Source organism: Candidatus Sulfotelmatobacter sp. (assembly GCA_036500765.1).
GTDB lineage: Bacteria > Acidobacteriota > Terriglobia > Terriglobales > Acidobacteriaceae > Sulfotelmatobacter.
Genome location: DASYBM010000004.1, coordinates 1,552,966 through 1,574,093, shown reverse-complemented (window position 1 = coordinate 1,574,093; position 21,128 = coordinate 1,552,966). Strand labels below are relative to the sequence as shown.

The following is a 21,128-nucleotide window of genomic DNA, read 5'->3' as shown; positions in this document are numbered from 1 at the left end:
TTTCCAGCTTTCCTGGGTCCTGGTGCCGACGCATACCAAGGATCCCGCCGCAAGGTAAACGCACATTTCAGACACTACCCCGCGACGTGTTTAACACAGTTGTAACAATAGACGTATAGGATTACTGCTTCATCTCAAGTAGTCCAAACTCCACAGGGGATTGCAAGTGGTAAGCCGGTGGTCGCCAAGGAGAAAATCAAAAATGAGACTTTTTAGTCGTTGTGGTTCAGCCGTTGCAGTCTTCACCCTGATCTTGTTTGCTTCTCTGGGTATTTTCGCCCAGTCTGGTGCTCTGACCGGTGCGGGTTCCACGTTCGTCAACCCGCTGATGTCAAAGTGGTCTAAGGAGTATCACACGCTTCACCCCAATGTCGAAATCAACTACCAATCCATCGGATCGGGCGGCGGTCGTCAGCAGTTTTTGGCAAAAACGGTTGCCTTCGGGGCGAGCGATGCTCCCCTGACCGATGAGCAGCTTGCGCAAGCTGGTGGCACGGCGAACGTGGTTCATATTCCGGTCACACAGGGTGCCGTTGTGATCGCCTACAACGTGGCTGGAGTGTCGAAGCAACTGCGGTTCAGTCCCGATAGCATCGCCGGAATATACCTTGGCGAGATCAAGTTGTGGAACGATCCGAAGATCGCCGCCGATAATCCGGGAGTATCTTTGCCGGCGAAACCGGTGTTGGTGGTTCACCGCTCAGATGGTTCTGGGACAACGGATATTTTTACGGACTACTTGACCAAGGTCAGTGGGAAGTGGAAGTCGAAGGTGGGCCATGGAACATCCGTGCAATGGCCAGTCGGCATCGGTGGACAAGGAAATGAGGGTGTGGCAAACCAAGTGAGGAATACTCAAGGCGGAGTTGGCTATATCGAACTCGCCTACGCGCGGCAGAACAAGATTTCCTACGGCCTGGTCAAGAACCAAGCCGGGAACTACATTGATCCAGATCCCAAAAATGTAACGAACGCCGCTGATTCACTAAAAGAAATCCCTGCGGACTTGCGCTTTTCGATCACCGACCAACCGGGCCCGCAAGCGTATCCGATCGCGGGATCGACATGGGTTCTCCTTTACAAGAACCAACAGGATGCGAACCAGGGTAAGCTTGTCGTCGATTTCGTGGAGTGGGCCATCACTGACGGCCAAAAGTACGCCAATGAACTGGACTATGCGGTGCTGGCGAAGAACCTGGTCCAGAAATCGCAGGCCGCTCTTCATTCCATTACTTGTGGTGGAAAACCCTGTTTGCAAAAGTAGGAATTGTACACTTTTCCCCGTTCTCACTTCTCAGACGACTCGGAGAGGGAATCCAGGAGACGTATGGCGACTGCCGTAGCTGACCGTCTAGTGATGCAACCAAAGGAAAAAGCCCGGCGGGCGGGTCGCGGAGATCGCATATACCACGCCGTAGTAAAGAGTGTGGTGGGTGTGGTGCTTGCGATCTTCACTGGCGTCGTCGTCGTCGTGATCACGGGAGCCTGGCCGGCGATGAAGCGTTTTGGTCCGGGCTTCATGGTCCGCACCGGCTGGGACCCGGTGCATCTATCCTTTGGAGCGCTACCGTTTATCGTTGGCACGATCCTGGTGGCGCTTGGAGCGATGATCCTGGCGGGAGGGGTAGGTCTGATGACCGCAGTCTGCATCACCGAGCTTCTGCCACGGTGGTCGCAGGGACCTGTTACGTACCTCATCGAATTACTCGCGTTCATTCCAAGCGTGGTTTACGGTCTATTCGGTCTGCTCGTTTTGGCTCCATTGCTGCAAAGTACGGTCGAAATTTGGCTTATGGAGCATCTTGGAACACGACTTTCGATCTTCAACGGTGCACCGTATGGAGTCGGGTATCTAAGCGCCATACTCATTCTGGCAATCATGCTTCTACCGCTAATTGTGACCCTCGCCAGGGAAGCTCTCATCCTCGTTCCCAGAGGCATTAAAGAGGGTGGGTACGCGCTTGGCGTGAGTCACTGGGATGTGGTTTGGAGAATCACTGTCCCGTATGCAAAAAACGGAATTGTCGGGGCATTCGTTTTATCGCTGGGCCGCGCGCTGGGCGAAACCATCGCGGTCGCGATGACGATCGGGGGTGGGTTCAGCCTTCCGAGAACCGTAATGGATCAGGGCTACACCCTGGCGAGCGTTATTGCCAACGAATTCAATGAAGTTAGCTCGGATATGTATCTATCCGCACTCATCTACTGCGGTTTGATCCTGCTTGTGATCACGGTTGTCGTCAACATCTTGGCGTATTTCATTGTGCGGAGGTTGTCAGGGCTCCATGGATTCAAAGTATAAGGCCTCATTCTTGGGACACACCGAGAGCAATTGGCGACGATGGCGCGGAACTCTGGGCTTTGCGTTTACGGGCCTTGCAACCTTGCTGTGCCTGGGAGCATTATTTTCGATCCTCGGGTATTTGGTATTCAATGGCATTGGCGCAATTAACTGGAACTTTCTCGTAAAAGAGCCCGCCGCTGTTGGGGAGCCAGGCGGCGGCATCGCACCTTCCTTATTAGGGACTGGAATTCTGGTTGCAATCTCAATGATCATCGGCGTGCCTCTTGGTGTCGGTGTCGGCATATACCTCTCGGAAATTGCTGGCGACACGCCATTCGCCCGAATCACTCGTACGGCAATCAACACATTCATTGGTGTGCCGTCGATCGTCGTCGGAATTTTCGTTTATTTCATTCTGGTCAAACCAACCAACACGTTTTCGGCGGTGGCCGGAGGGTTGGCGCTAGGGATCATCATGATCCCCATCATGGCACGAACTACGGAAGATGTTTTGCGGTTGGTTCCCAACAGCGTTCGTGAAGGCGGGCTCGCCCTTGGAGCACCGAAATGGCGGGTTACCTTCGATTTAGTGCTGCCGGCGGCACGAGCTGGAGTTATCACCGGCGGCGTATTAGCGGTTGCTCGGGTTGCGGGAGAGACGGCGCCGCTGATCTTGACCGCGCTCGGCAATGAATATTATCCTTCGGGCCTTTTTAGGCCGATTGACGAAATCACGCTGAGGATTCTGAAGTATGCGCGCGGACCGTACGACGTTTGGCACCAGCAGGCGTATGGAGCTGCCTTGCTGCTGGTTCTTGGCGTCGCCATTGGGAGTCTGCTATTGCGCATAACCACACGAGACCGTTATGCGGCCACTTAAAGATGTCGGAGAACTGGCGTTCTGGATAAGGTGATGCATACGATTTTTGATTTTTCTTACGATGCAAAGGGATAGGTTTTGACGTGTCAGCGATGAACGCGCTTACAAGGTTCCCAGACATGAATGAAGCGGGCGGAGGCCCCACTCTAACTTTCGATGGGGGAAAGTCGGCTTTGCAGCCGCCGTTCTCTGTTAACAATTTGAACTTTTACTATGGGGCTCATCAGGCCCTGCACGACATCTCGATTGTCATCGCAGATAAGGTTGTTACTGCACTAATCGGGCCCTCGGGATGCGGCAAATCAACGTTTCTGCGGACCCTAAATCGCATGTATGAGGTCGTGCCGAACGCGCGTCTGACGGGGGAGATCTTGCTTCGCGGCGAGGATCTGCTTTCGCTTGAGGCCTCGATCCTGCGGCGGCGCGTGGGTATGGTCTTTCAAAGTCCAAATCCTTTCCCAAAGAGCATTTTTGATAATGTCGCCTACGGCGCCAGGATCTCAGGCGAGTTTTCGCGCGCATCCATCCCCGACCTCGTGGAACATAGCCTGAAACGAGCTGCTCTTTGGGACGAAGTCAAAGATAAGCTTCGTCGTTCGGCTATGGCCCTCTCGGGTGGACAGCAACAGCGTCTCTGCATCGCGAGAGCCTTGGCCCTCAATCCTGAAATCCTGCTGCTCGACGAGCCTTGTTCGGCACTGGATCCGATTTCCACCGCAAAGATCGAAGAGTTGATCTTCAGCCTCAAAGACAGCTGCGCCATGGTGATTGTGACCCACAACATGCAGCAAGCGGCACGAGTCGGAGATTTCACCGGCTTTTTCCTTATGGGTAAGTTGGTCGAGTTCAATCGGTCCAACGTCATTTTTGAGAACCCAGCGAGCAAACAAACCGAAGACTACATTACCGGCCGGTTCGGCTAACCGAGATAGCGAAATCTTTGACGTTCTCGGGCCTGGGATGACGCCGGTGAACTTACAGAAGTGTGTTTCGAAGTACAGGAGGCATCGACCATGAAGCGCAATCGGACGTCGCTCGCAGTCGTTTTCTTCGCCTCACTGGTAGCGCTCTGCCTGTTGCTCTCACTGGCCTGCGAGTCGAAACCTAACTCTGAATACACGATCACTGCGTCCGCCGATGCGCCGACGAGTGTCCTGGGCGCCTCAGGAAGCACTTTCATCGCCCCGCTCATGGACAAGTGGGCCGCTGCTTACCATCAGACTCACCCTAAGGTCGAGATCAATTATCGCCCAATTGGCAGCGGGGGCGGAATCGAAGAGATGAAGCAAGGGTATCTCAGCTTTGGCGCTAGTGACGCACCTTTGAGCGACGATCAAATCAAGGACCTGCGCCGCCCGATTATCCAGGTTCCCGCCAGTGCCGGGCCCGTTTGCATCGTTTACAACCTCTCCAGTCTGAGCGTTCCACTCAAACTCAGCGCCAAGAGTTTGAGCGATATTTATCTGGGGAACGTCATCAATTGGGAGGATCCAGAGATTGCGAAAGACAATCCGGGAGTTAAATTACCAAAAGGCGCGATCATTGTTGTACATCGCTCCGACGGCAGCGGTACGACGAACATTTTCACTTCATACCTTTCCAAAGTTAATCACTATTGGCAATGGAGGGTGGGACAAGGATTGTCGGTGAGCTGGCCAATTGGTTTGGGCACAGAAGGAAGCAAAGCGTTGCTAGCCATGGTCAGGCAAACGCCTGGAACCATCGGTTATATAGAGTTGAGTTACGCAAAGCACGATGGCGCACCGGTCGCTTCCATTCAGAACCAGGCTGGCCATTTTGTGCAACCGTCGTCTGCCAGCGCCGCCGCGGCAATCGCCGCTTCCAGCGACGCCCTGGCGAAGGATGTACGTACGCCGATTGTCGATCCGCCCACGGCTGCCGCCGATGCTTATCCAATATCGGGGCTGACTTTCATCCTCATACCGAAAGACCGCACGGATGTGGCCCAGCAGGAGACAGTCAAAGACTTCATTGCCTTCGCACTTTCCTCGGGTCAAGATTCCGCCGAAGAATTGTCGTATGCCAAACTCCCGGAAACTGTTAAGAAACAGGGGCAAGCACTGCTTAATCAGTTGACGGCCAATGGCCAGCCGCTGAAATGATTGATGTGTCGGCACTTCGACGATTATCAAATGGAGCTTCCGTCGTGATTGCTGCATTGAAGATCCACGAATAAAGCGTTCGGTTCGAACCACGCGCGGATTTTCAATATGGAAATCCGAATTGCTGGAACGACGCCGTTGTGTAGTCTCACGTCTGATTAGATGTCGGTCCAATCATTCTTCAGAGCCTGTCAGCCTTCGGCGTATGTCACCGATCGTGTAATTTGTGCCAAAAAGTTCCCGGGTGACGGGAAGTTTCGTCTAAGGCATTTACCCGATTGCCACGGTTTCGCACCGCATCTGAACTCAGAAATCCAGCCCTTTACCGTGCGGCACTTGCAATGCAGGCAATGAGAAGGCGGCGTAGTTAATCAGTGGGCGACTGTCGTGGACCCTCAGTTCGTCCGATTTTGCCAGCCAAATACTCGGCGAAATGCAGTAAAGAGGGGCCTAACGGTTTTCGAAAACAGGCCTACAATTTCCGGGGAGGCGGTCAATTTCCCGCAACTCCCTGTGGAAATAGGCTTTTCGGCATAAATCCGGATTTTCGGCTCAAAGTGGCAATGTGGGTGCTATGAAAATTGAAAGGTTCCGCCCCTGTATCTAACGTCGGGTGGAGGCGATGTCAACCACAAGGGGGAGATGGGATGAAGGAGCAGACTGTTCGGTTGGGTCCCCGCGAACAGCAGATCGTCGAACTGCTTTTGCAAGGCTGTGACAATGCCGAGATTGCCGCTCAGCTAAAAATGGCGCGGCGCACGGTGAAGGCTCATTTCAACCGCCTGTTTCTTCGCTTTGGAATCAACGGCGGCATCAAGCGAGTAAAACTCGCGACCCTGCTATATCGGAGGCAAGCATGTCTGCAACTGGACGCTATGGGACCCGTGTCCCCAGTGAACGTGAACAGAGAGTCATCCAACTTGTTGCCGAAGGCTTAAAGAACAAAGAAGTCGCGGAAGCTATCGGGACCACCGAGCACGTCGTGAAGAATTACCTCCGTGTGATCTACGACAAGCTTGGACTTTGGAATCGCGTCGAACTTGCCCTGTGGTATGAGTCGCGGCGGATTCCATCCATACTGCTCACTCAATAAAATATTTTTCTGAAGATGGATACTCGTCTGGAGCCGCGCTGAGGCGGGCGTCGCCCGGTGAGATTACTAGGTCGCCTTCACAGCTATTGACAGCCAAAAGCGGGAAGATGTCGCAATTGATCGCCCGCGCCTTTGATCCCTTGGCGCGCGGCAGCATCAAGGAGCACCCGAGCCTGATCGCAATTCTTTCCCACTCCTTGTCCCTTCAGATATAAGTCGGCGAGCAGGAGGGTGGCGTCGGGGTTGTGCTTCCCGACCGCCTTCCATAGCCATTTGGCGGCTTCGGTACGGTTCAAAGTCTGGCCATCGGTTCCATTTAAATATCGTTGCGCAGTAATAAGTTCTTCGTTACCGTTTCCCAACGCAATATCGGCTGGCAAATTCTTCGTGCTAGTTGCAACCTCGGCCGCTCCGGGCCTAAAAGTTTTGCGTCGGTGGATGTCTACACTTGCGGATTCGCTCTGCCGATTGGCACGTAATCCGTTGTCCACTGGCTGGGGTGATGGCTGCTGGTTCGCTGGAGGCTGGTTTACCTGGGGCTGATCCGGCGCCGGAGCCTTAGGAATATCTGTTTCCGACCAGCCTTGTTTCGACGAACTGGTCGCGGGCTCTGGAGCAGTGGGAGGCGTGGCAACTGCTGGCGGAGCCTCCAATTTGACATATGCGCTCCGTAAAGCCTGCCGGTTATGCCACGCCAGATATGCGATTGCGACCGCTACCACCGTCAGGGCGACCCTTAGATAAGGGTGAGGAGAGCTCGACGCTGGCAGATAGCGGAACATCTCGAAATCGTTGCCGGCATCGCTGCCGCGATATGGCGGTTCCTCATCGTCATTGCTCGGCTGCGTTTCGTGAACCCGATCTCCATAAGTAACAAAGCGTGATTTGTTTGCTTGTGCGGCGCGCGGACCAGCCTCCCGCTGAGCCACATCTTCGACTACCGGGCGCTCGAAATAAGAGTGGTCGAAATGCCCCTCCGCGCTCTCCGACTCCGCGACTTGCATATCCGCAATGTAAAGATCGGCCACCGACACCGCTTCTATAGGTTTCCCACACCTCCCGCAAAACTTGTGATTTGCAGGATTCTCCCGTCCACACGAGGGACAGCGCAGCGTCGCAGGCGAAGCTTCCTCAATTTTCGTGGCACGACTTTCGGCAGCGGTGGTAGAACTCATCCGCCGAACGTCGAATTCGGCGGGTCTTGAGGCTTCATTTTGCGCCGCCGCTACCGAAGGCTGCCCCACCGTCACATCGGATTTCCCTTGTAGTTCGCGCAACAGCTCGAGCACCGCCTCCTCGCGTTTCTCGGGAGGAGCCGTGAAGTAGACTTCAGCCCATCGTCCCATGTTCTGGCCCAGGACCGGATTGAGCAACGGATTCAACTCGGGCGTCGGCAATGCACTGGACTCTTCAGACTGTTTGACTTCACGGGCCAAATTCGAATCTCCGATCAAAGAAAGTCTGCGAATCGTGAACGCAACCTAATTACCTATATCTATGATTGCACTCCGGCGGTCGAGGGTTGTCAAATGAAACGATGCAGAAAGGCTAAACCATTGGCACGCAAGGGATTTTTAATCGCAGGGTTTGCGATAGGCGGGCTCAAACTGGTCTAATTGCGCGTCGCGCTGCGAAGTAAACTTTCCTTTTGGAGTTTTGCCGTAGAGCTCGGCGCCGGGGCAGTAGTATAAGGCCGTGTGAAGATCGACCCAAACCTGCGCGTCGGGATTGCCGTTGTCGATCGGAGCCGGTGGGGCCTCGGCCAGCCCCAGACCGATCAGCATCCGGTCGAACAACGAAAGATCGGTGGCAGATTTGTGATGGGCTGCTGCCTCTGCCGGTTGACTCCCGCTGGCGCCCACAGAATGATTAGACAAAATTCCCCAGCGAATCACGCAGGCCACAAGAAGCACGGCGATGCCCAGGTAGACATCGCCTCGGCGGGCCATCCAGAAGCGAGCCAGTGTACTCGGTCTGTCAGCTTCCGCCAGTTGCTCCAGGAAGTCGCGCGCAGTTGCCGCTGAACTCCAGGCCGTAGGGCGCTCCGGTTTCGCCAACGCGGTTGATCCCGCGGCTTGGGTGTCGCCTCGACCCGCATTCTGCGAGTTCGAACCGAGAGGAATTTCGAGATCGGAAAGTACGGAGTCCTCGAACTCTGCTCTGATCGGCGCGGTGTCGCAATCAACCGCCTTGTCGGCGTTAGCCAGCATATCGGTCGACGCAAAGAGCTCGGGCATTTGCTCTTCCAGCGAGTCGGCCAGCGCGTTCTCGGAATGAGCCTTATCAGGATTTTCGCCACGGCCGGCTATTGGGATGCTGTGCCCCGGATCCGCAGGAGGCGTCTTCTTTACCGACTCCTGCATATTCCAAATCGATGCTACCTTGCTCTGCATGCTGGGAACTTCATTGCTGCTGCGCGGCATTCCGCAGTTACCGCAAAACTGTTCTTCCCCCATGATCTTGTGCCCGCACTTGCGGCAAACGAACATGGACGCGGGTGGGATTACGGGGAACGCGCTGGCAGCGGGACTGGCAGTTGTGGCCGTCGAATCTTTAGCGGCCCCTTTGCCCGCCGTCGATTTGTCCACCAAGGCCTCAAGGTTGGGCTTCAACTTTTCTAGAGCCTCCAGCATGACTGCACGTTCGGTTGCGAGCGATTTTTTCCAGCCGGCTTCCTCCTCCCGCACCAGCGCCTCGGTCACCAGCCCGGCCATGAGCTGGCAGGTGTGAACGTCCTGCTCGGTGAACGCATGTGTGATCGGATAATAAAGCTCCACACCGCCGGCGACGACGCCCTCGTGGAAAATAGGAACCGCAATCATCGACTGAATGCCGCGCCGTCGGCACTCTTCCGTGTCGAGAAGGAATTCGGGATTTACGTCGTTGCAGCGGAACACCTGCCCGGTGCGGAGGCAGGCGACGCACAACGACTTATCCATGGGAACTTCGGTTCCCGCAGGCAACGTCAGCAGCCCGCTGGCCGCCCGGTAGAGAAACTTCTCGTCGTCGAGGATGCCAATTGCGGCACCCCTGGCCCGGGCGATCTGAGTGAGGCGCTCAGCGACCAGCGACATCGCATTTTCCAATTCCAGGTGACGGACTTGAATCTGGTGCTGAGTCTCAACGATTTGCGCCAACGTGGTGGTGTAATCGGCGTTGGCCCCTGATTCGTCGTCCGGCGGGCGCGCCGCGGCCCGTGGCGGGAAAGGCGAAGCTCGCTCTTCCGCTTCGATCTGTTCTCGCCTGAGCGAGAGCCCCAGTTCCATCTCTTGCAATTCGCGGTTGTGCTCTTGCAGCACATACGCCGCTTCCAGCAGCTTTCCGAGCGTCTGCTCGTCCAGAACTGGTTTATCTTTCTCTTCGGAACCGATCTCTTTTTGTTTTTCCACCGCAGGAAACCGTCCCGGCGCGCAACCCGCATTTCACTGGAATGCGCCTATTCTAGTGCAATTCCTAAGCGAATCATGCGCCAATTAAAGAGCGCCAAGGTGGTCACGCGGGGGAGAACCTTCAGGAAGATCGTACCTTGGGGCTCCTTCGGCCAGGCAGGGCCCACGAATCTGCCAATAGTTTACCGCCAGACGCGTCAACTGGCGAGTGCTCTTCTGGCGCGAGAGCCGGGCACGAGGGCGCCAGGTTATCACTCTTCGGTAACCACCCTCGAGTCACCCTTTTGGCTGAGAAAGAAGTGCACTGCCGGCGTGATGATGAGCGACAGAACCATGGAAATAAGCACGCCGCCAATGACCGCGATCGCCAGAGGTTGCAGCATCTGCGACCCGGCGCCGATGGCAAAGGCCAGCGGCAACATGCCGGCTACAGTCGCCAGCGCCGTCATTACGATGGGTCGCAACCGGCGGCGAGCGGCCTGAAGCATGGCCTGTTCGGCGGTCATTCCCAAGGAGCTCATCTTCTGATCGGCGTCGAGCAGCAGGATGCCGTTCTTGGCGACGATGCCGATCACCATGATCATCCCCATGAATGACGAAATGTTAAAGGTCGTGCGTGTAATCAGGAGCGCTATAAAAACTCCCGACGTCGACAAAAGCGCCGACGAGAGAATTGCCACCGGTGCGGCGAACGTTCCAAATTCAAACAGCAGCACGATGAACAACAACAATATCGCAAGCGTGAGTACGATCATCAGGTCATGGAATGACTGCCGCTGTTCCTGGTAGGTTCCGCCATATTCCACGCGAATACTCGACGGGATGTGTAAATTGGTCACAGCTTTTTGCACGTCGGCCATGCCGCTGCCCAGGCTGCGGCCTTCCAGACGGGCAGTCACAGCCACGTCGCGTTGCAGATTTTCGCGCCTGACTTCCGTTTGGCCCGGATTCTCCACAATAGCCGACAGTGCGCCCAGCGTCGCGGTATGGCCAGTGCCGCTGATCAGTAGGGTATCGCGCATGGCTTCGAGCGAGGCGCGGTTCGCGGCAGGGAAGCGCACGCGCAGTGTGTAGGCACGGTCGTTCGCCACGACCGGAGTGGGTGCCGGCTCGCCTTCGAGAATGGCCGAGGCATCCAGCGCGATTTCTTCGGCGCTGAACCCGGACCGGGCGGCTACGCTGGGATCAACCTGAAACGTCACCGCCGGACCGCTGATGGTATTTTCGATTCCATTCAGAATGTCGACCACGCCTTTGATTTTTCCGATGGACTCAGCCACCCTGGGCGCCCACTCTTCCAGTTGCTTCGGATCCTGCGAGAACAATTTGATCTGAATCGGTTCCGGCGCCGACGTGAGATCGCCGATCATGTCCTGAAGAACCTGCACGAACTCGATGTCGAGCGCAGGCTCCTGCTGCTTGATGTCGGCACGCACGTCGGCAATGATGTCTTCGATATCCCGGCTGCGTTTGGCTTTCAACTTCACCAGAATGTCCCCGGTATTGGCTTCCGTGACCGAAGCCAGGCCTAGCTGCAAGCCGGTGCGCCGCGACGTGCTCTCCACTTCCGGAACTTCGCGCAGCATCTGCTCGACGTGCCCCACCACGCGGTTGGTTTCTGCCAGCGAACTGCCGGCGGGCATGATGTAGTCGATCACGAATCCACCTTCATCCATCTCGGGCAAGAGGTCGGAACCGGAAAAGGTGTAGCACAAATAAGAGGCGACAATCAGCGCGGCGCTGAAGACGATCAGCAATCGCGGCCGCTCCAGCGCACGCCGCAGCCAGCGTTCGTGAAAGTTCACCACGCGCAGGAAGAAGCCGCTCAGGTGCTTCTCCTCGGCCGCGAGCAATCTCGCAGCGTCGTCTCCATTTTCAGCGGCTCCTTTTCCGTTATCTTGCGACGAATTGCCGGAAGCCTCGGCCTCTACTCCATTCTTCGCGTGTCTTCCTTTGACGAAGAACTGGCTCAACGTCGGCGTCCAGGTCACAGCCAGCGCGAGCGAAGTTAGCAGCGACACGGTCATAGTCACCGCCAGCGCGCGGAAGAAAACTCCAGTGACCCCGGCGATGACGATCAGTGGAATAAAGACGACCACCGGCGTGATCGTCGATCCGATCAGCGGCACGGTGATTTCCTTCAGCGCGCTGCGGATGGCTTCCAGTCGCCCTTGTCCCGCGTCGCGATGCAGCACGATGTTTTCCACCACGACGATGGCATCGTCGATGACCAGTCCCACGGCTGCCGCCAGGCCGCCGAGCGTCATCAAATTAAAAGTCTGGCCCATCACTTTGAGGGCGATGAATGTGACCATCACGGTCACTGGAATTACGAGGCCCGCCACCAGCGACGTTCCCCAATCGCGCAGGAATACCACGAGAATGATCGAGGCCAGAAGCAGTCCGAGCAGAATGGCATCGCGCACACTCTTGATGGATTCGTTGACGATGATCGACTGATCGTAAAATGGCTGGACCTGAACTCCGGGCGGAATGGTTTTGCGCAGGCGCTCGATTTCGTCGTGAACTTCCTGCGCCACCTGCACCGTGTTTCCATCCGGCTGGCGATTGATGTTCAGCAGTACGGCGGGCTTTCCGTTGGCCGTAACCACGGTATAGACCGGCTTTACACCGGGAGCGACGCTCGCGATATCGCCGATGCGCACCGGAATTCCCGCGGGCGTGCTCTTCACCACCGCGTTCCCAATTTCTTCCGGTGTGCGCACCTGGCCGCTGACGAGGCCGAGATAGAGTTGATGATTGCGCTCGATCAGTCCGGGGGAGTCGATAAGGTTCGTGCGCCGCACCGCCTCGAGAATGTCTGCCACGGTGATCCCGGCGGTCAGAAGCTTCGCCGGATCGGGCGTGATGTGAAACTCCGGCTCTTGTCCTCCCTGGACAATTACGGTGGAAACGCCTTCCAGCCGGTTCAGCCGTGGCTTCATTTCATAGGTGGCCATCTCCCACAGCTTGGTTTGGGGCATGCTGTCGGAAGTCACGCTATACCCAATGATCGGGAACGCCGCAAAGGTCAGGCGATGAGCTTCGATCTTCGCGGTGGAGGGAAGTTCCGGTTGTACGCGTGAAATCGCCGCATTTACATACTGCAGGGTCTGGAACATGTCGATGTCCCAGCGAAAAAACAGATCGATCTCCGCCGATCCCCGGCTGGTAATGGAGCGCACGGTCAACAGGCCAGGTACGCTGTTGACGGCTTCTTCGATCGGGCGCGTGACCGTCACCGTCATCTGATCGATGGGCATAACGCCGTTATCGACCGCGATCAGCACGCGGGGGAAATCTGTCGAAGGGAACACCGATACCGGAATCGTGAACGCGAGATATGCTCCCAGCAAACCCAACGTCAGAATCACGAATATAACGGGCCGCGAGTGCTGGGCAATCCAATGCTGGCTGGAGGGTTGCTCAGGCGAACCGCCGGGGTTCGGAGAGTTCATGCGGAGGCTCCGCAGCAGTTACTTTTCACTCGATCCCTCGCTGGGAGCCTTCGATGCGGGCTTCGATTCTTCCGATGATCCTTCTGCGGGAGCGGGAGCTTCGGCTGGCGCGATTTTGATCTTGGTCTTGTCGGGCAGCCCATACGCGCCGGTGGCGATTACTTTGTCGCTGGCGGTGACGCCTTCAAGAACCTGAACGTCGTCTCCGTTACGGATGCCGAGTTTTACGGCCTTCTGGTGAGCCAGGCCATCGGAGCCTGCCAGCATTACCGCAGTGGTTCCATCCGGCGCAGTGATTACCGAACTTGCAGGGACGACGAGAGCGTCTTTTATGGTCTTCGCGGTCAGTGACAGCTGCACGCTGGTTCCCGGTTTCAGCGCGTGCTTGGGATTCTTCGCTTCCACCCAGACTTCGACGGTCGTGCTGTTGGGGTCCAGCGCCGGACTCACCACCGTCACCTTGCCTTCGACAGGTTCGTCGAGGCCAGGTACGGTCATCGTGCCTTCATCGCCCACTTTCAAGGCGGCCGCATCGCTCTGTGGGATATGCGCCTTGGCGATGACCGACGAAATATCCATCACCGTCAACAGGGGAGTGCTTGCCGCTGCCATTTCGCCGGGGTAGAGCGGACGATCGGTCACGACACCGTCTATCGGACTGCGAATTTCCGAGTAGCTTAGCTGCGCCTCCGCTCCCAGGTACTTTCCTTTGGCCGAGGCCAGTTGTCCCGCGGCCGACTTCAGTTCCTGTTGCTTGCCGATGGCCAGGAGCTTGTCCAGATGCTGCTTGGCGATTGCCTGCTGGTTGCGCGCCGCGGTAATGTCGACGCGCGATTGATCCAGTTCTTTCCGTGGCAATGCTCCTTGCGCGAACAGTTGCTGGCGGCTCTCGAAGACCTTTTCCTGCGCGTCGAGAGCCTGCTGCGATTGCTGTGCCTCAGCTTCGGCCTTCCTGATCTCCTCTGGCAGGCTGGCAGCGGTAGTGGTTTCGTAAGTTGCTTCCGCCTGCTCGTATGAGCCTTTGGTGTCCTGTGCCGCGGCGCTCAGATCACGGTTCTCCAGCACCGCCAGCAGTTCGCCCTGATGAACCGGACTGCCGCGCTTCACCAGAAACTTCTGTACCGGGGCGCTGATCTTCGGCACGATCGCGGCCTGCTGCCGCGGAAACAGAATCGCCTCCGCCTTGATGGTGCGTTGAATCGTGGTTTTTTCGACGGCGGCCACCTGCACGGTGACCGTGGGCTCTTTGTCGCCTGTCTCGGACGAGCATCCCGTCATCATGGCTCCGCCAATGGCAGCCACCAGAACCGCAATGGAAAGCGTCGAGCCCCGCAACGGACTCAACGTGTACATGCCGCGCCACAGGGTTCCGGTTTCCAAGCGTGCGGTTCTCGTGTTTTTGCAGTTCATGCGGCTAGAAGTTCCCCGTCACCGTCTGTAAATTCGCCACCGCGACCCGGAATCGCGCCTGGCCATCGTCGTAGGAATCGCGCGCCTGCGTCAGAGTATTTTGCGCATCCACCACTTCGAGCACGGTTGCTTCCCCCGCTTGATAACGCAAGGTCGTGAGACGCAGGCCGTCGGCCGCCAGTTCGGCGGAACTGGCCAGCGACTCCAGTTCCAGCCGCGCGGTCTCGGCCTCACCGTAGTACTGGCGCAGATGGCTCAGCAGTTGCCGCTGCGCGTAAGTCAACTCGACCTGCGCCTGATCCCGCCGCAATTCGGCCTGTTTCAGTTTGCTGCGATCCGAGCCCCAACTGAATATGGGAATCTGCAAGGTCGCCACCGCCGAATAGCCAACATTGCGCACGCCATCCGTCCGGATCGCAAACTGGTTCGAGTCGATGCCGTAAAAATAATCAATGCCTAGCGACGGCAGAAGTCCACCCCATGCTGCCGCCACTTCATGATTCGCAATTTCAAAGCTCGCCAGAGCGGCGCGCAGGTCGGGGTTATTTTTCTTGCCCGAGGCTTCTACTTCCGCGAAAGTGGGCAGCGGCTCCGGAGTCTGCAAGTCATCGACGACGGCAAAATCCTGATTGAAATCCCGGAAAAGCAGCACCGCCAGATCGAGCCTGCTCTTCTCCATGCCAAGTTGAGCCTCCTCCAGGTTGCGCTGCTGCTGCTGGGCCTGAATGCGTGCCTTGATTACGTCGGCGCGCGCCACTTCACCGCCATGCTCGAGCTTCTGGCTGATGTCGAGAAAGTGGGCGGCCTCGGCGTCCGCGCGTTGCGCCGTTGCGTACTTTCGTTGCGCTACCACTAGTCCGTAATATGCCCCGGTCACAGTTACGACCAGTCCCCGGGCGGCGATCTCTGCTTTGGCGCGCGTCTGCGCCAGGGCCGCAGATGAGCGGCGATAGTCGGCAAAATTGGTGAGCGACAGAGCTTGATGCACATCCGCCTGGCTAATATATTCGTGCACCCCATTGTTGGCGATGAACCTGGAATTCGGACATCCCTGGGGTCTCGCCACGCAGTTCGCGGGAAGCGCTCCCGTGCCTTGGGTATAGATAAATGAATTGTTGTAATTCAGGTTCGGCAGAAGTCCAGCGCGAGTCTGCACTCGATCTTCGCGAGCCACGCCGAAATCCGTGATCGCCGAGCGGTATTGGGGATCGTTCAGGCGAGCCCGCTGAATCGCGTCCTGAAGCGTAATCGTGATTGGAGCCCCACCGGCGGGTGCGGATGCCGAAGTTGCACTCGTGGCCTCGGCCGATATTGTTACCTGTGCAAAACTAGGGAGCCGAAGTGCCAGCAGCACCAAAATGAAAAACCAGCATTGCGAACCGCGCCCGCTATGGGACGACGCCGTCCTTGTCGGAACTCCGCCAGTCGGTTGGGCCGCCACGAGGTCACAGCGATGAAAAGCAGCGCAGTCGGACCTTGATGAAAGGCCTTTAATGCCAAAGGTATGGCTCGGGACGAGCGTGCAGGCGAAACTCCGCCTCTTGTAAGCGATAACCGACGTCGGCCAGACCCGCGAAGGAAGAAAAATGTGATCTGCCACGCTTTTCATGGGGCACCTGTTGCGCCAATTTGGAACTCGTAAGGCTATCACGGCCCGTCTGAAAACCACATGAAAACCATGGGTTATCGCTTAAAGTGCTACGCCCTAAGGTAGTTAGCTCATGTCCTGGCGGACTGCGCGAACAATTGGCGAAGCCCGTGCATTAGGCCAATACGAGTTCGATCGCCGAACCACCAGGAGGAGAAAATTAACATGATCGATCTGGAGCAAGTCAAAGTCACTCCCCGCGACCGGCAGGTCTTGAACCTGCTCGTTCAGGGATGCAGCAACAAAGAGATTGCGGGACAGCTCAACATCAGTCCCCGCACGGTAAAACAACATTTGCGCACCCTGTTCCTGCGCGCCGGAATCCGCGAAGGCCGAAAACGTGTGAAGCTGGCCATCGCCATGTTCAGCAAGGAGAATGCACAATCATGACCCCCTGCGAGCGCCTCACCCCAAAGGAAATTCAGATCGCCATTCTGGTCTGGGAGGGCCTGACCAATCGCGAAATCGGCAAGATTATCGGCACCAGTGAGCAGGTAATTAAAAACCATCTGCGAAGCACCTTTGACAAGGTCGGCGTCTGGAGTCGGCTGGAATTGGCGATGTATGTGGCCGCTCACGGCGGAAAGAACTGGCCCCCTGAGGCGGAGCGCACTGACGCATCCTATGGCGAAGCCATTGGAGCTGACTGAGCCACGATCACGTTGGTAGATTGCCCGTTCGGTATCTTCGCGGCCGCGGAAAACGGTAACAGGGGACAGCAATCTCCCGATCGGGTTCCAATTTCTGCAAAACGTTTCACGACCACAGTTCGATTTGGAGCATCGGCGGACCCTTAAGTTTATATCTCACAGTCAATTGCAACTAGCTCGATAACGGCATGGGAATTGCGAGAAGCCAACTGATCTGCACGAGCGGGCTCAATAGCAGCCACGAGCCGGCTTCGCAACCCGGGGCGAAACCGCGATGGCTTATAAAGAGATTTTCTGGATGGCATGTGACTCCACCGAACAACTAAGGGCGGAGTACGGACCCTTTCATACCCGCGACCAGGCTGAGTCTGAGGCCAAGAAGCTTGGATTTGGCTACCTGCTGCGTTACGAGCACATTCTCGGTGAGAATGAAGAAATCCAGGAAGTTCGCTGCATTTTCGTAGAGCTGCCGGGGGCAGCCCCGGCCGGTGTCGAAAGCATTCCGGTAACCCTCCATACTCGTTGTGCTACCTGTGGCGAATCGGCCGCGCATGAGAAGGGCTGGCAGGCTGAAGTGTGGGCCGACATCCACGAGTTTGAACATTCGCGCCATCGGGTTCGACTGTTCGAACATGCGCGCGGCAAAGGCCTGAAGGAAATCGGCGACTGGCGCGGCTAAGGATTAAGGCAGGGAAATTACAACCGCAGAGGACGCGGGCTACGCAGAGGAGTTATTGAGCATTCCTTTTGCCGGCGTCAGTGGAATCGTAAATACTCCGCGCCCGCGTCCTCTGCGGTTTTTCATTTTAGTTTATTTCGGGGGCGAGGTCAGCGCGCTCGCCGCCGCCCGGTCCACCAGCCAGATCAGCTTTCCATTGCTCGGCTGCACCAGCTTTGAAGGATACTGTTCGCCGGGCGCATCTTCCTCCAACACAATCTTGAGGACGTTCGCCTTATCTGTTCCGCTGACCAGAAACAGTACGCAGCGGGCGGCATTCAGAACGGGAAGAGTGAGCGTAAGGCGGTTGGTCTTCAGCTTCTCGACCCAGTTGGCGATCACGAGCCGCGATTTCTCCTCCAATCCGGCAGTGCCTGGAAAGAGCGACGCGGTGTGGCCATCCGGACCCATGCCGAGGAGAATTAAATCAAAGCTCGGAAACTCTCCCGCCTTCAGTTGAAAGAATTTTCGCACAGTCTGCTCATAAGCCTCAGCCGCGGCTGCGGCGTCACGGTTTTCCGCAGGAATCGGGAACACATTCCCGGCTGCGACGGGAATCTTCGAGAGCATGGTTTCGTCCGCCATGCGGTAGTTGCTGTCGGGATCGGTCGGAGGCACGTGGCGCTCATCGCCCCAGAAGAAAAACGTGCGATCCCAGGGCAGAACGCTCTTGGCATTGGTGGCCAACAAATTAAAGAGATTTTTGGGAGTCGACCCGCCCGACAGAGCGATGGTGAAGCGGCCGCGCTGGGCTACCGCTTCCTTGGCGCGGTGTATGACCTCTTCGGCCGCCGCTTCGAACAACTCCTGCGGAGTGGTTAGCACTCGAACTTCAGCGGAGGAACTCACTCGACCTTACTCCCGTAGGCTTTAGCTCTTTCCCAGCACGGCAGCACAACGCGCCGCCCCTAGCAGCCCAGCCTTTTCGTTGGTGACGACCTCGACCGGAATCGCTTCCACCAGGGGCCTCAGGCGGCCTTTCGCGAGGAACGCCTCAATAAAGAGCGACCCCTTCAGTTTGGCAATAATTTTCGGAGAGATGCCGCCGGCCAGGAACAAGCCGCCGGTGGACATCGCTTTGAGCGCCAGATTGCCGGCCTCTGCGCCGTATACGGCAATCCACAGGTCCAGTGCCTGGACTGCCAGAGGTTCGGTTCCGTCGAGCGCCGCTTTAGAAATCGCCGCGGCCGGATCGCCCGACTCAAGCCCAGCGGCAAACTCGGCAGACTCCTTGGCGCATCCACTCTCGCGCAGGAATTCGTACACATTCACGAGACCGGGCCCCGACAAAATCCGTTCGTAGCTCACATGTCCAAATCGCGCCTGTAGAAACCGCAATAATTCGATCTGCAAGTCTCCCTGGGGCCCAAAGTCGGTATGTCCGCCCTCGCAGGCGAAAACGTGATGGCGCGTGCCATCCCAGAAAAGCCCGGCCTCACCCAGTCCAGTCCCCGGCGCGATTACAGCCTGATTGCCTGTAGCTGGGCCCGTCACCCGGTGCAACGGAACCAGATCCGAGTCGCTCAGTGCGCCGATGCCCCACGCGCTGGCTTCCAGATCGTTAATGAGAAGCGTGGCAGGAAGATGAATTTGCTTGGCCAACCGCGCCTGTTCGATCACCCAGGGGAGGTTCGAGGTTTCGACGCGTCCGTTGCGCACCGGGCCAGCGATGCCGAAACACGCCGCGTCGGGGCGGGCGCCGGAATCGTTCAAAAATTCGCTGACAATCTCGCCGAGTTCGCTGTGCTCACGGCTGGGAAAGGTTCGCTCCGAAATCAGGCGCAGATGCCCGTTCTGGGGTTGAAAATAAGCCAGCCTAGCGTTGGTACCGCCAATGTCGCCGGCCAGAATCATTTCTCGAAGTTCCTCCAGCGGCGGCCGTCGCGTTCCAGCAGTTCATCCGCTTCCTTCGGTCCCCAGGTACCGGACGCGTAATTGGGGAAATTCCGCGGCGGCAGTGCCTTCCACAAATCGAGCACGGGGTTGACCACGGACCAGCCAGCCTCCACCATGTCGGCGCGCTGAAACAGCGTCTGATCGCCGATCATGCAGTCATGCAGCAGCCGTTCATAACCGGTGCTGGGCTGCTTGCCAAAATATTCCTGATACTCGAAATTCATATCGACCGTACCCAGTCGCATGACCGGCCCGGGCACCTTGGCCGCGAATTGCAGCGAGATTCCTTCCTCGGGTTGGATGTGCAAAACCAGCTGATTCGGCATAAGATGTTCGACCGGCGTGTCGCGAAACAGCACGAATGGCGCCCGTCGAAACTGTATCACGATATGGGTATTGCGCACCGGCATGCGCTTGCCCGTACGCAGGTAGAACGGCACATCCGCCCACCGCCAGTTGTCGATGTTCAGCTTCATGGCCACGAAAGTCTCGGTCCGCGAATCGGGTGCGACGTCGGGTTCCGAGCGGTAAGCCGTGACCCGCTTGCCGTCTTCGGTCCCGTCTCCATATTGCCCGCGCACGCTTCGGCTCAATACATCTTCGTCGCCCATGGGCTGAATGGCGTGCAGAATCTTGGCCTGCTCGTCCCGCACCGCATTGGCATCGAACGAAATCGGCGGCTCCATCGCCGTCAGGCTGATCAGTTGCATGATGTGGTTCGGAACCATATCGCGCAGCGAGCCGGCATGATCGAAATAACTTCCCCGGCCCTCGACGCCAACGGTTTCCGCGACCGAGATCTGCACGTGGTCGATATAGCGGCGATTCCACACCGGTTCAAAAATTCCGTTGGCAAAACGGAACGCCATGATGTTCTGCACGGTTTCTTTGCCCAGATAATGATCGATGCGGTAGATCTGCTTCTCATCGGCGACTTTGAGGAGTTCGGCGTTCAGCGCCTTGGCCGATTCCAGATCGTGCCCGAACGGTTTCTCGATCACCACGCGGCGCCAGTGGCTATTGTTCTGTTCCATCAACCCGTTGGCGGAGAGCTTCTGCACAATCGGTCCGAAAAAGTTCGGCGCCACCGCCATGTAGTAGAAAAAATTCTGGTGGGTCAAGTGATCCTGATCGATCTTGCCGAGGAAATCCTTGAGCCGCGGGTAAAGGTTGTCATCGCCGAAATCGGCGGCGAAATAATAGAAGCGGCGCATGAACGAGTCCCACAGTTCGTCTTGGATGCACTCGCCGCAGTAAGCCTTCACATCGTCATGCACGCGCTTGCGAAAATCGTCGTTTGACATCTGCGTGCGCGCAACCCCCACTACGGCGAACTCTTTCGACAGCAATCCGGCGCGCGCCAGGTTATAGAGCGCCGGAATCAACATGCGCCCGGTCAGATCGCCGGCTGCGCCAAAAATCACCATGACACAGGGATCGCCCTGCTTGCCGATTTTAGGAGGCGCCGCCGTAAGTTGTTCCGCTAACTCAGCCATGATAAGTCCTTTTAAGTCGGTCGTTAGCCCGTGGTCGTCTGTCGCTTGCGAGCCAGTGTAAGCGGGCGGCCAACGACAAACTG

17 protein-coding genes are annotated in these 21,128 nt (G+C 57.2%); 9 read left to right on the top strand and 8 right to left on the bottom strand.

Annotated elements, in window-relative coordinates; translation table 11 throughout:
* The first annotated feature begins 166 nt into the window (after positions 1–166).
* The 6 genes from pstS (VGM18_09615) to VGM18_09590 all read left to right on the top strand — a co-directional run bounded on the left by pstS (VGM18_09615) (position 167) and on the right by VGM18_09590 (position 6,380).
* Entirely contained in the window at positions 167–1,264 is a 1,098-nt protein-coding gene (gene pstS, locus VGM18_09615) for a phosphate ABC transporter substrate-binding protein PstS (GenBank protein ID HEY3973249.1), read from the top strand.
* Positions 1,265–1,327: 63 nt separating this feature from the next.
* A complete protein-coding gene (gene pstC, locus VGM18_09610) occupies positions 1,328–2,302 on the top strand; it encodes a phosphate ABC transporter permease subunit PstC (GenBank protein HEY3973248.1) in 975 nt (324 codons plus the stop codon).
* On the top strand, positions 2,286–3,164 hold the full coding sequence (pstA, locus tag VGM18_09605; protein ID HEY3973247.1) for a phosphate ABC transporter permease PstA: 879 nt from the start codon (positions 2,286–2,288) through the stop codon (positions 3,162–3,164). Before pstC ends, pstA begins: the two co-directional genes overlap by 17 nt.
* A 119-nt stretch (positions 3,165–3,283) precedes the next feature.
* The gene (gene pstB, locus VGM18_09600; protein ID HEY3973246.1) at positions 3,284–4,087 is read left to right on the top strand and encodes a phosphate ABC transporter ATP-binding protein PstB; all 804 of its coding nucleotides are present in this window, start codon (positions 3,284–3,286) and stop codon (positions 4,085–4,087) included.
* Between the two features lie 153 nt (positions 4,088–4,240).
* Complete coding sequence (pstS, locus tag VGM18_09595) at positions 4,241–5,287, top strand: phosphate ABC transporter substrate-binding protein PstS (GenBank protein HEY3973245.1); 1,047 nt, start codon at positions 4,241–4,243, stop codon at positions 5,285–5,287.
* A gap of 856 nt (positions 5,288–6,143) precedes the next feature.
* Positions 6,144–6,380, top strand: coding sequence for a LuxR C-terminal-related transcriptional regulator (locus VGM18_09590; GenBank protein HEY3973244.1), 237 nt, complete (start codon positions 6,144–6,146; stop codon positions 6,378–6,380).
* A gap of 83 nt (positions 6,381–6,463) precedes the next feature.
* Here VGM18_09590 and VGM18_09585 read toward each other — a convergent pair whose 3' ends face one another.
* From VGM18_09585 to VGM18_09565, 5 genes are all read right to left on the bottom strand, one after another.
* Complete coding sequence (locus VGM18_09585; GenBank protein ID HEY3973243.1) at positions 6,464–7,816, bottom strand: zinc-ribbon domain-containing protein; 1,353 nt, start codon at positions 7,814–7,816, stop codon at positions 6,464–6,466.
* A gap of 138 nt (positions 7,817–7,954) precedes the next feature.
* Positions 7,955–9,769: a GAF domain-containing protein gene (locus tag VGM18_09580; GenBank protein HEY3973242.1), complete on the bottom strand. Its 1,815-nt coding sequence runs from the start codon at positions 9,767–9,769 to the stop codon at positions 7,955–7,957.
* Positions 9,770–10,020: 251 nt separating this feature from the next.
* Positions 10,021–13,227, bottom strand: a complete 3,207-nt coding sequence (locus VGM18_09575; protein HEY3973241.1) for an efflux RND transporter permease subunit — start codon at positions 13,225–13,227, stop codon at positions 10,021–10,023.
* Between the two features lie 18 nt (positions 13,228–13,245).
* Positions 13,246–14,607 (bottom strand): efflux RND transporter periplasmic adaptor subunit, encoded by a 1,362-nt coding sequence (locus tag VGM18_09570; GenBank protein HEY3973240.1) that lies wholly within the window; start codon positions 14,605–14,607, stop codon positions 13,246–13,248.
* Between the two features lie 34 nt (positions 14,608–14,641).
* A complete protein-coding gene (locus tag VGM18_09565) occupies positions 14,642–16,078 on the bottom strand; it encodes a TolC family protein (GenBank protein ID HEY3973239.1) in 1,437 nt (478 codons plus the stop codon).
* 372 nt (positions 16,079–16,450) lie between these two features.
* Between VGM18_09565 and VGM18_09560 the strand changes: the two genes are divergently transcribed.
* The 3 genes from VGM18_09560 (at position 16,451) to VGM18_09550 (ending at position 17,614) form a co-directional block, all read left to right on the top strand.
* Positions 16,451–16,675, top strand: coding sequence for a helix-turn-helix transcriptional regulator (locus tag VGM18_09560; protein ID HEY3973238.1), 225 nt, complete (start codon positions 16,451–16,453; stop codon positions 16,673–16,675).
* Positions 16,672–16,935, top strand: coding sequence for a helix-turn-helix transcriptional regulator (locus tag VGM18_09555; protein ID HEY3973237.1), 264 nt, complete (start codon positions 16,672–16,674; stop codon positions 16,933–16,935). Before VGM18_09560 ends, VGM18_09555 begins: the two co-directional genes overlap by 4 nt.
* A gap of 274 nt (positions 16,936–17,209) precedes the next feature.
* On the top strand, positions 17,210–17,614 hold the full coding sequence (locus tag VGM18_09550; GenBank protein ID HEY3973236.1) for a hypothetical protein: 405 nt from the start codon (positions 17,210–17,212) through the stop codon (positions 17,612–17,614).
* 132 nt (positions 17,615–17,746) lie between these two features.
* Here the strand turns inward: VGM18_09550 and pgl are convergent, their stop codons facing one another.
* Genes pgl through zwf form a run of 3 tightly spaced genes read right to left on the bottom strand, consistent with a single transcriptional unit; the run spans position 17,747 to position 21,045 of the window.
* On the bottom strand, positions 17,747–18,502 hold the full coding sequence (gene pgl / locus VGM18_09545; protein HEY3973235.1) for a 6-phosphogluconolactonase: 756 nt from the start codon (positions 18,500–18,502) through the stop codon (positions 17,747–17,749).
* A 21-nt stretch (positions 18,503–18,523) separates the two neighbouring features.
* Positions 18,524–19,507 (bottom strand): glucokinase, encoded by a 984-nt coding sequence (gene glk / locus VGM18_09540; GenBank protein HEY3973234.1) that lies wholly within the window; start codon positions 19,505–19,507, stop codon positions 18,524–18,526.
* On the bottom strand, positions 19,504–21,045 hold the full coding sequence (gene zwf / locus VGM18_09535) for a glucose-6-phosphate dehydrogenase (GenBank protein HEY3973233.1): 1,542 nt from the start codon (positions 21,043–21,045) through the stop codon (positions 19,504–19,506). Before zwf ends, glk begins: the two co-directional genes overlap by 4 nt.
* Positions 21,046–21,128: the final 83 nt, after the last annotated feature.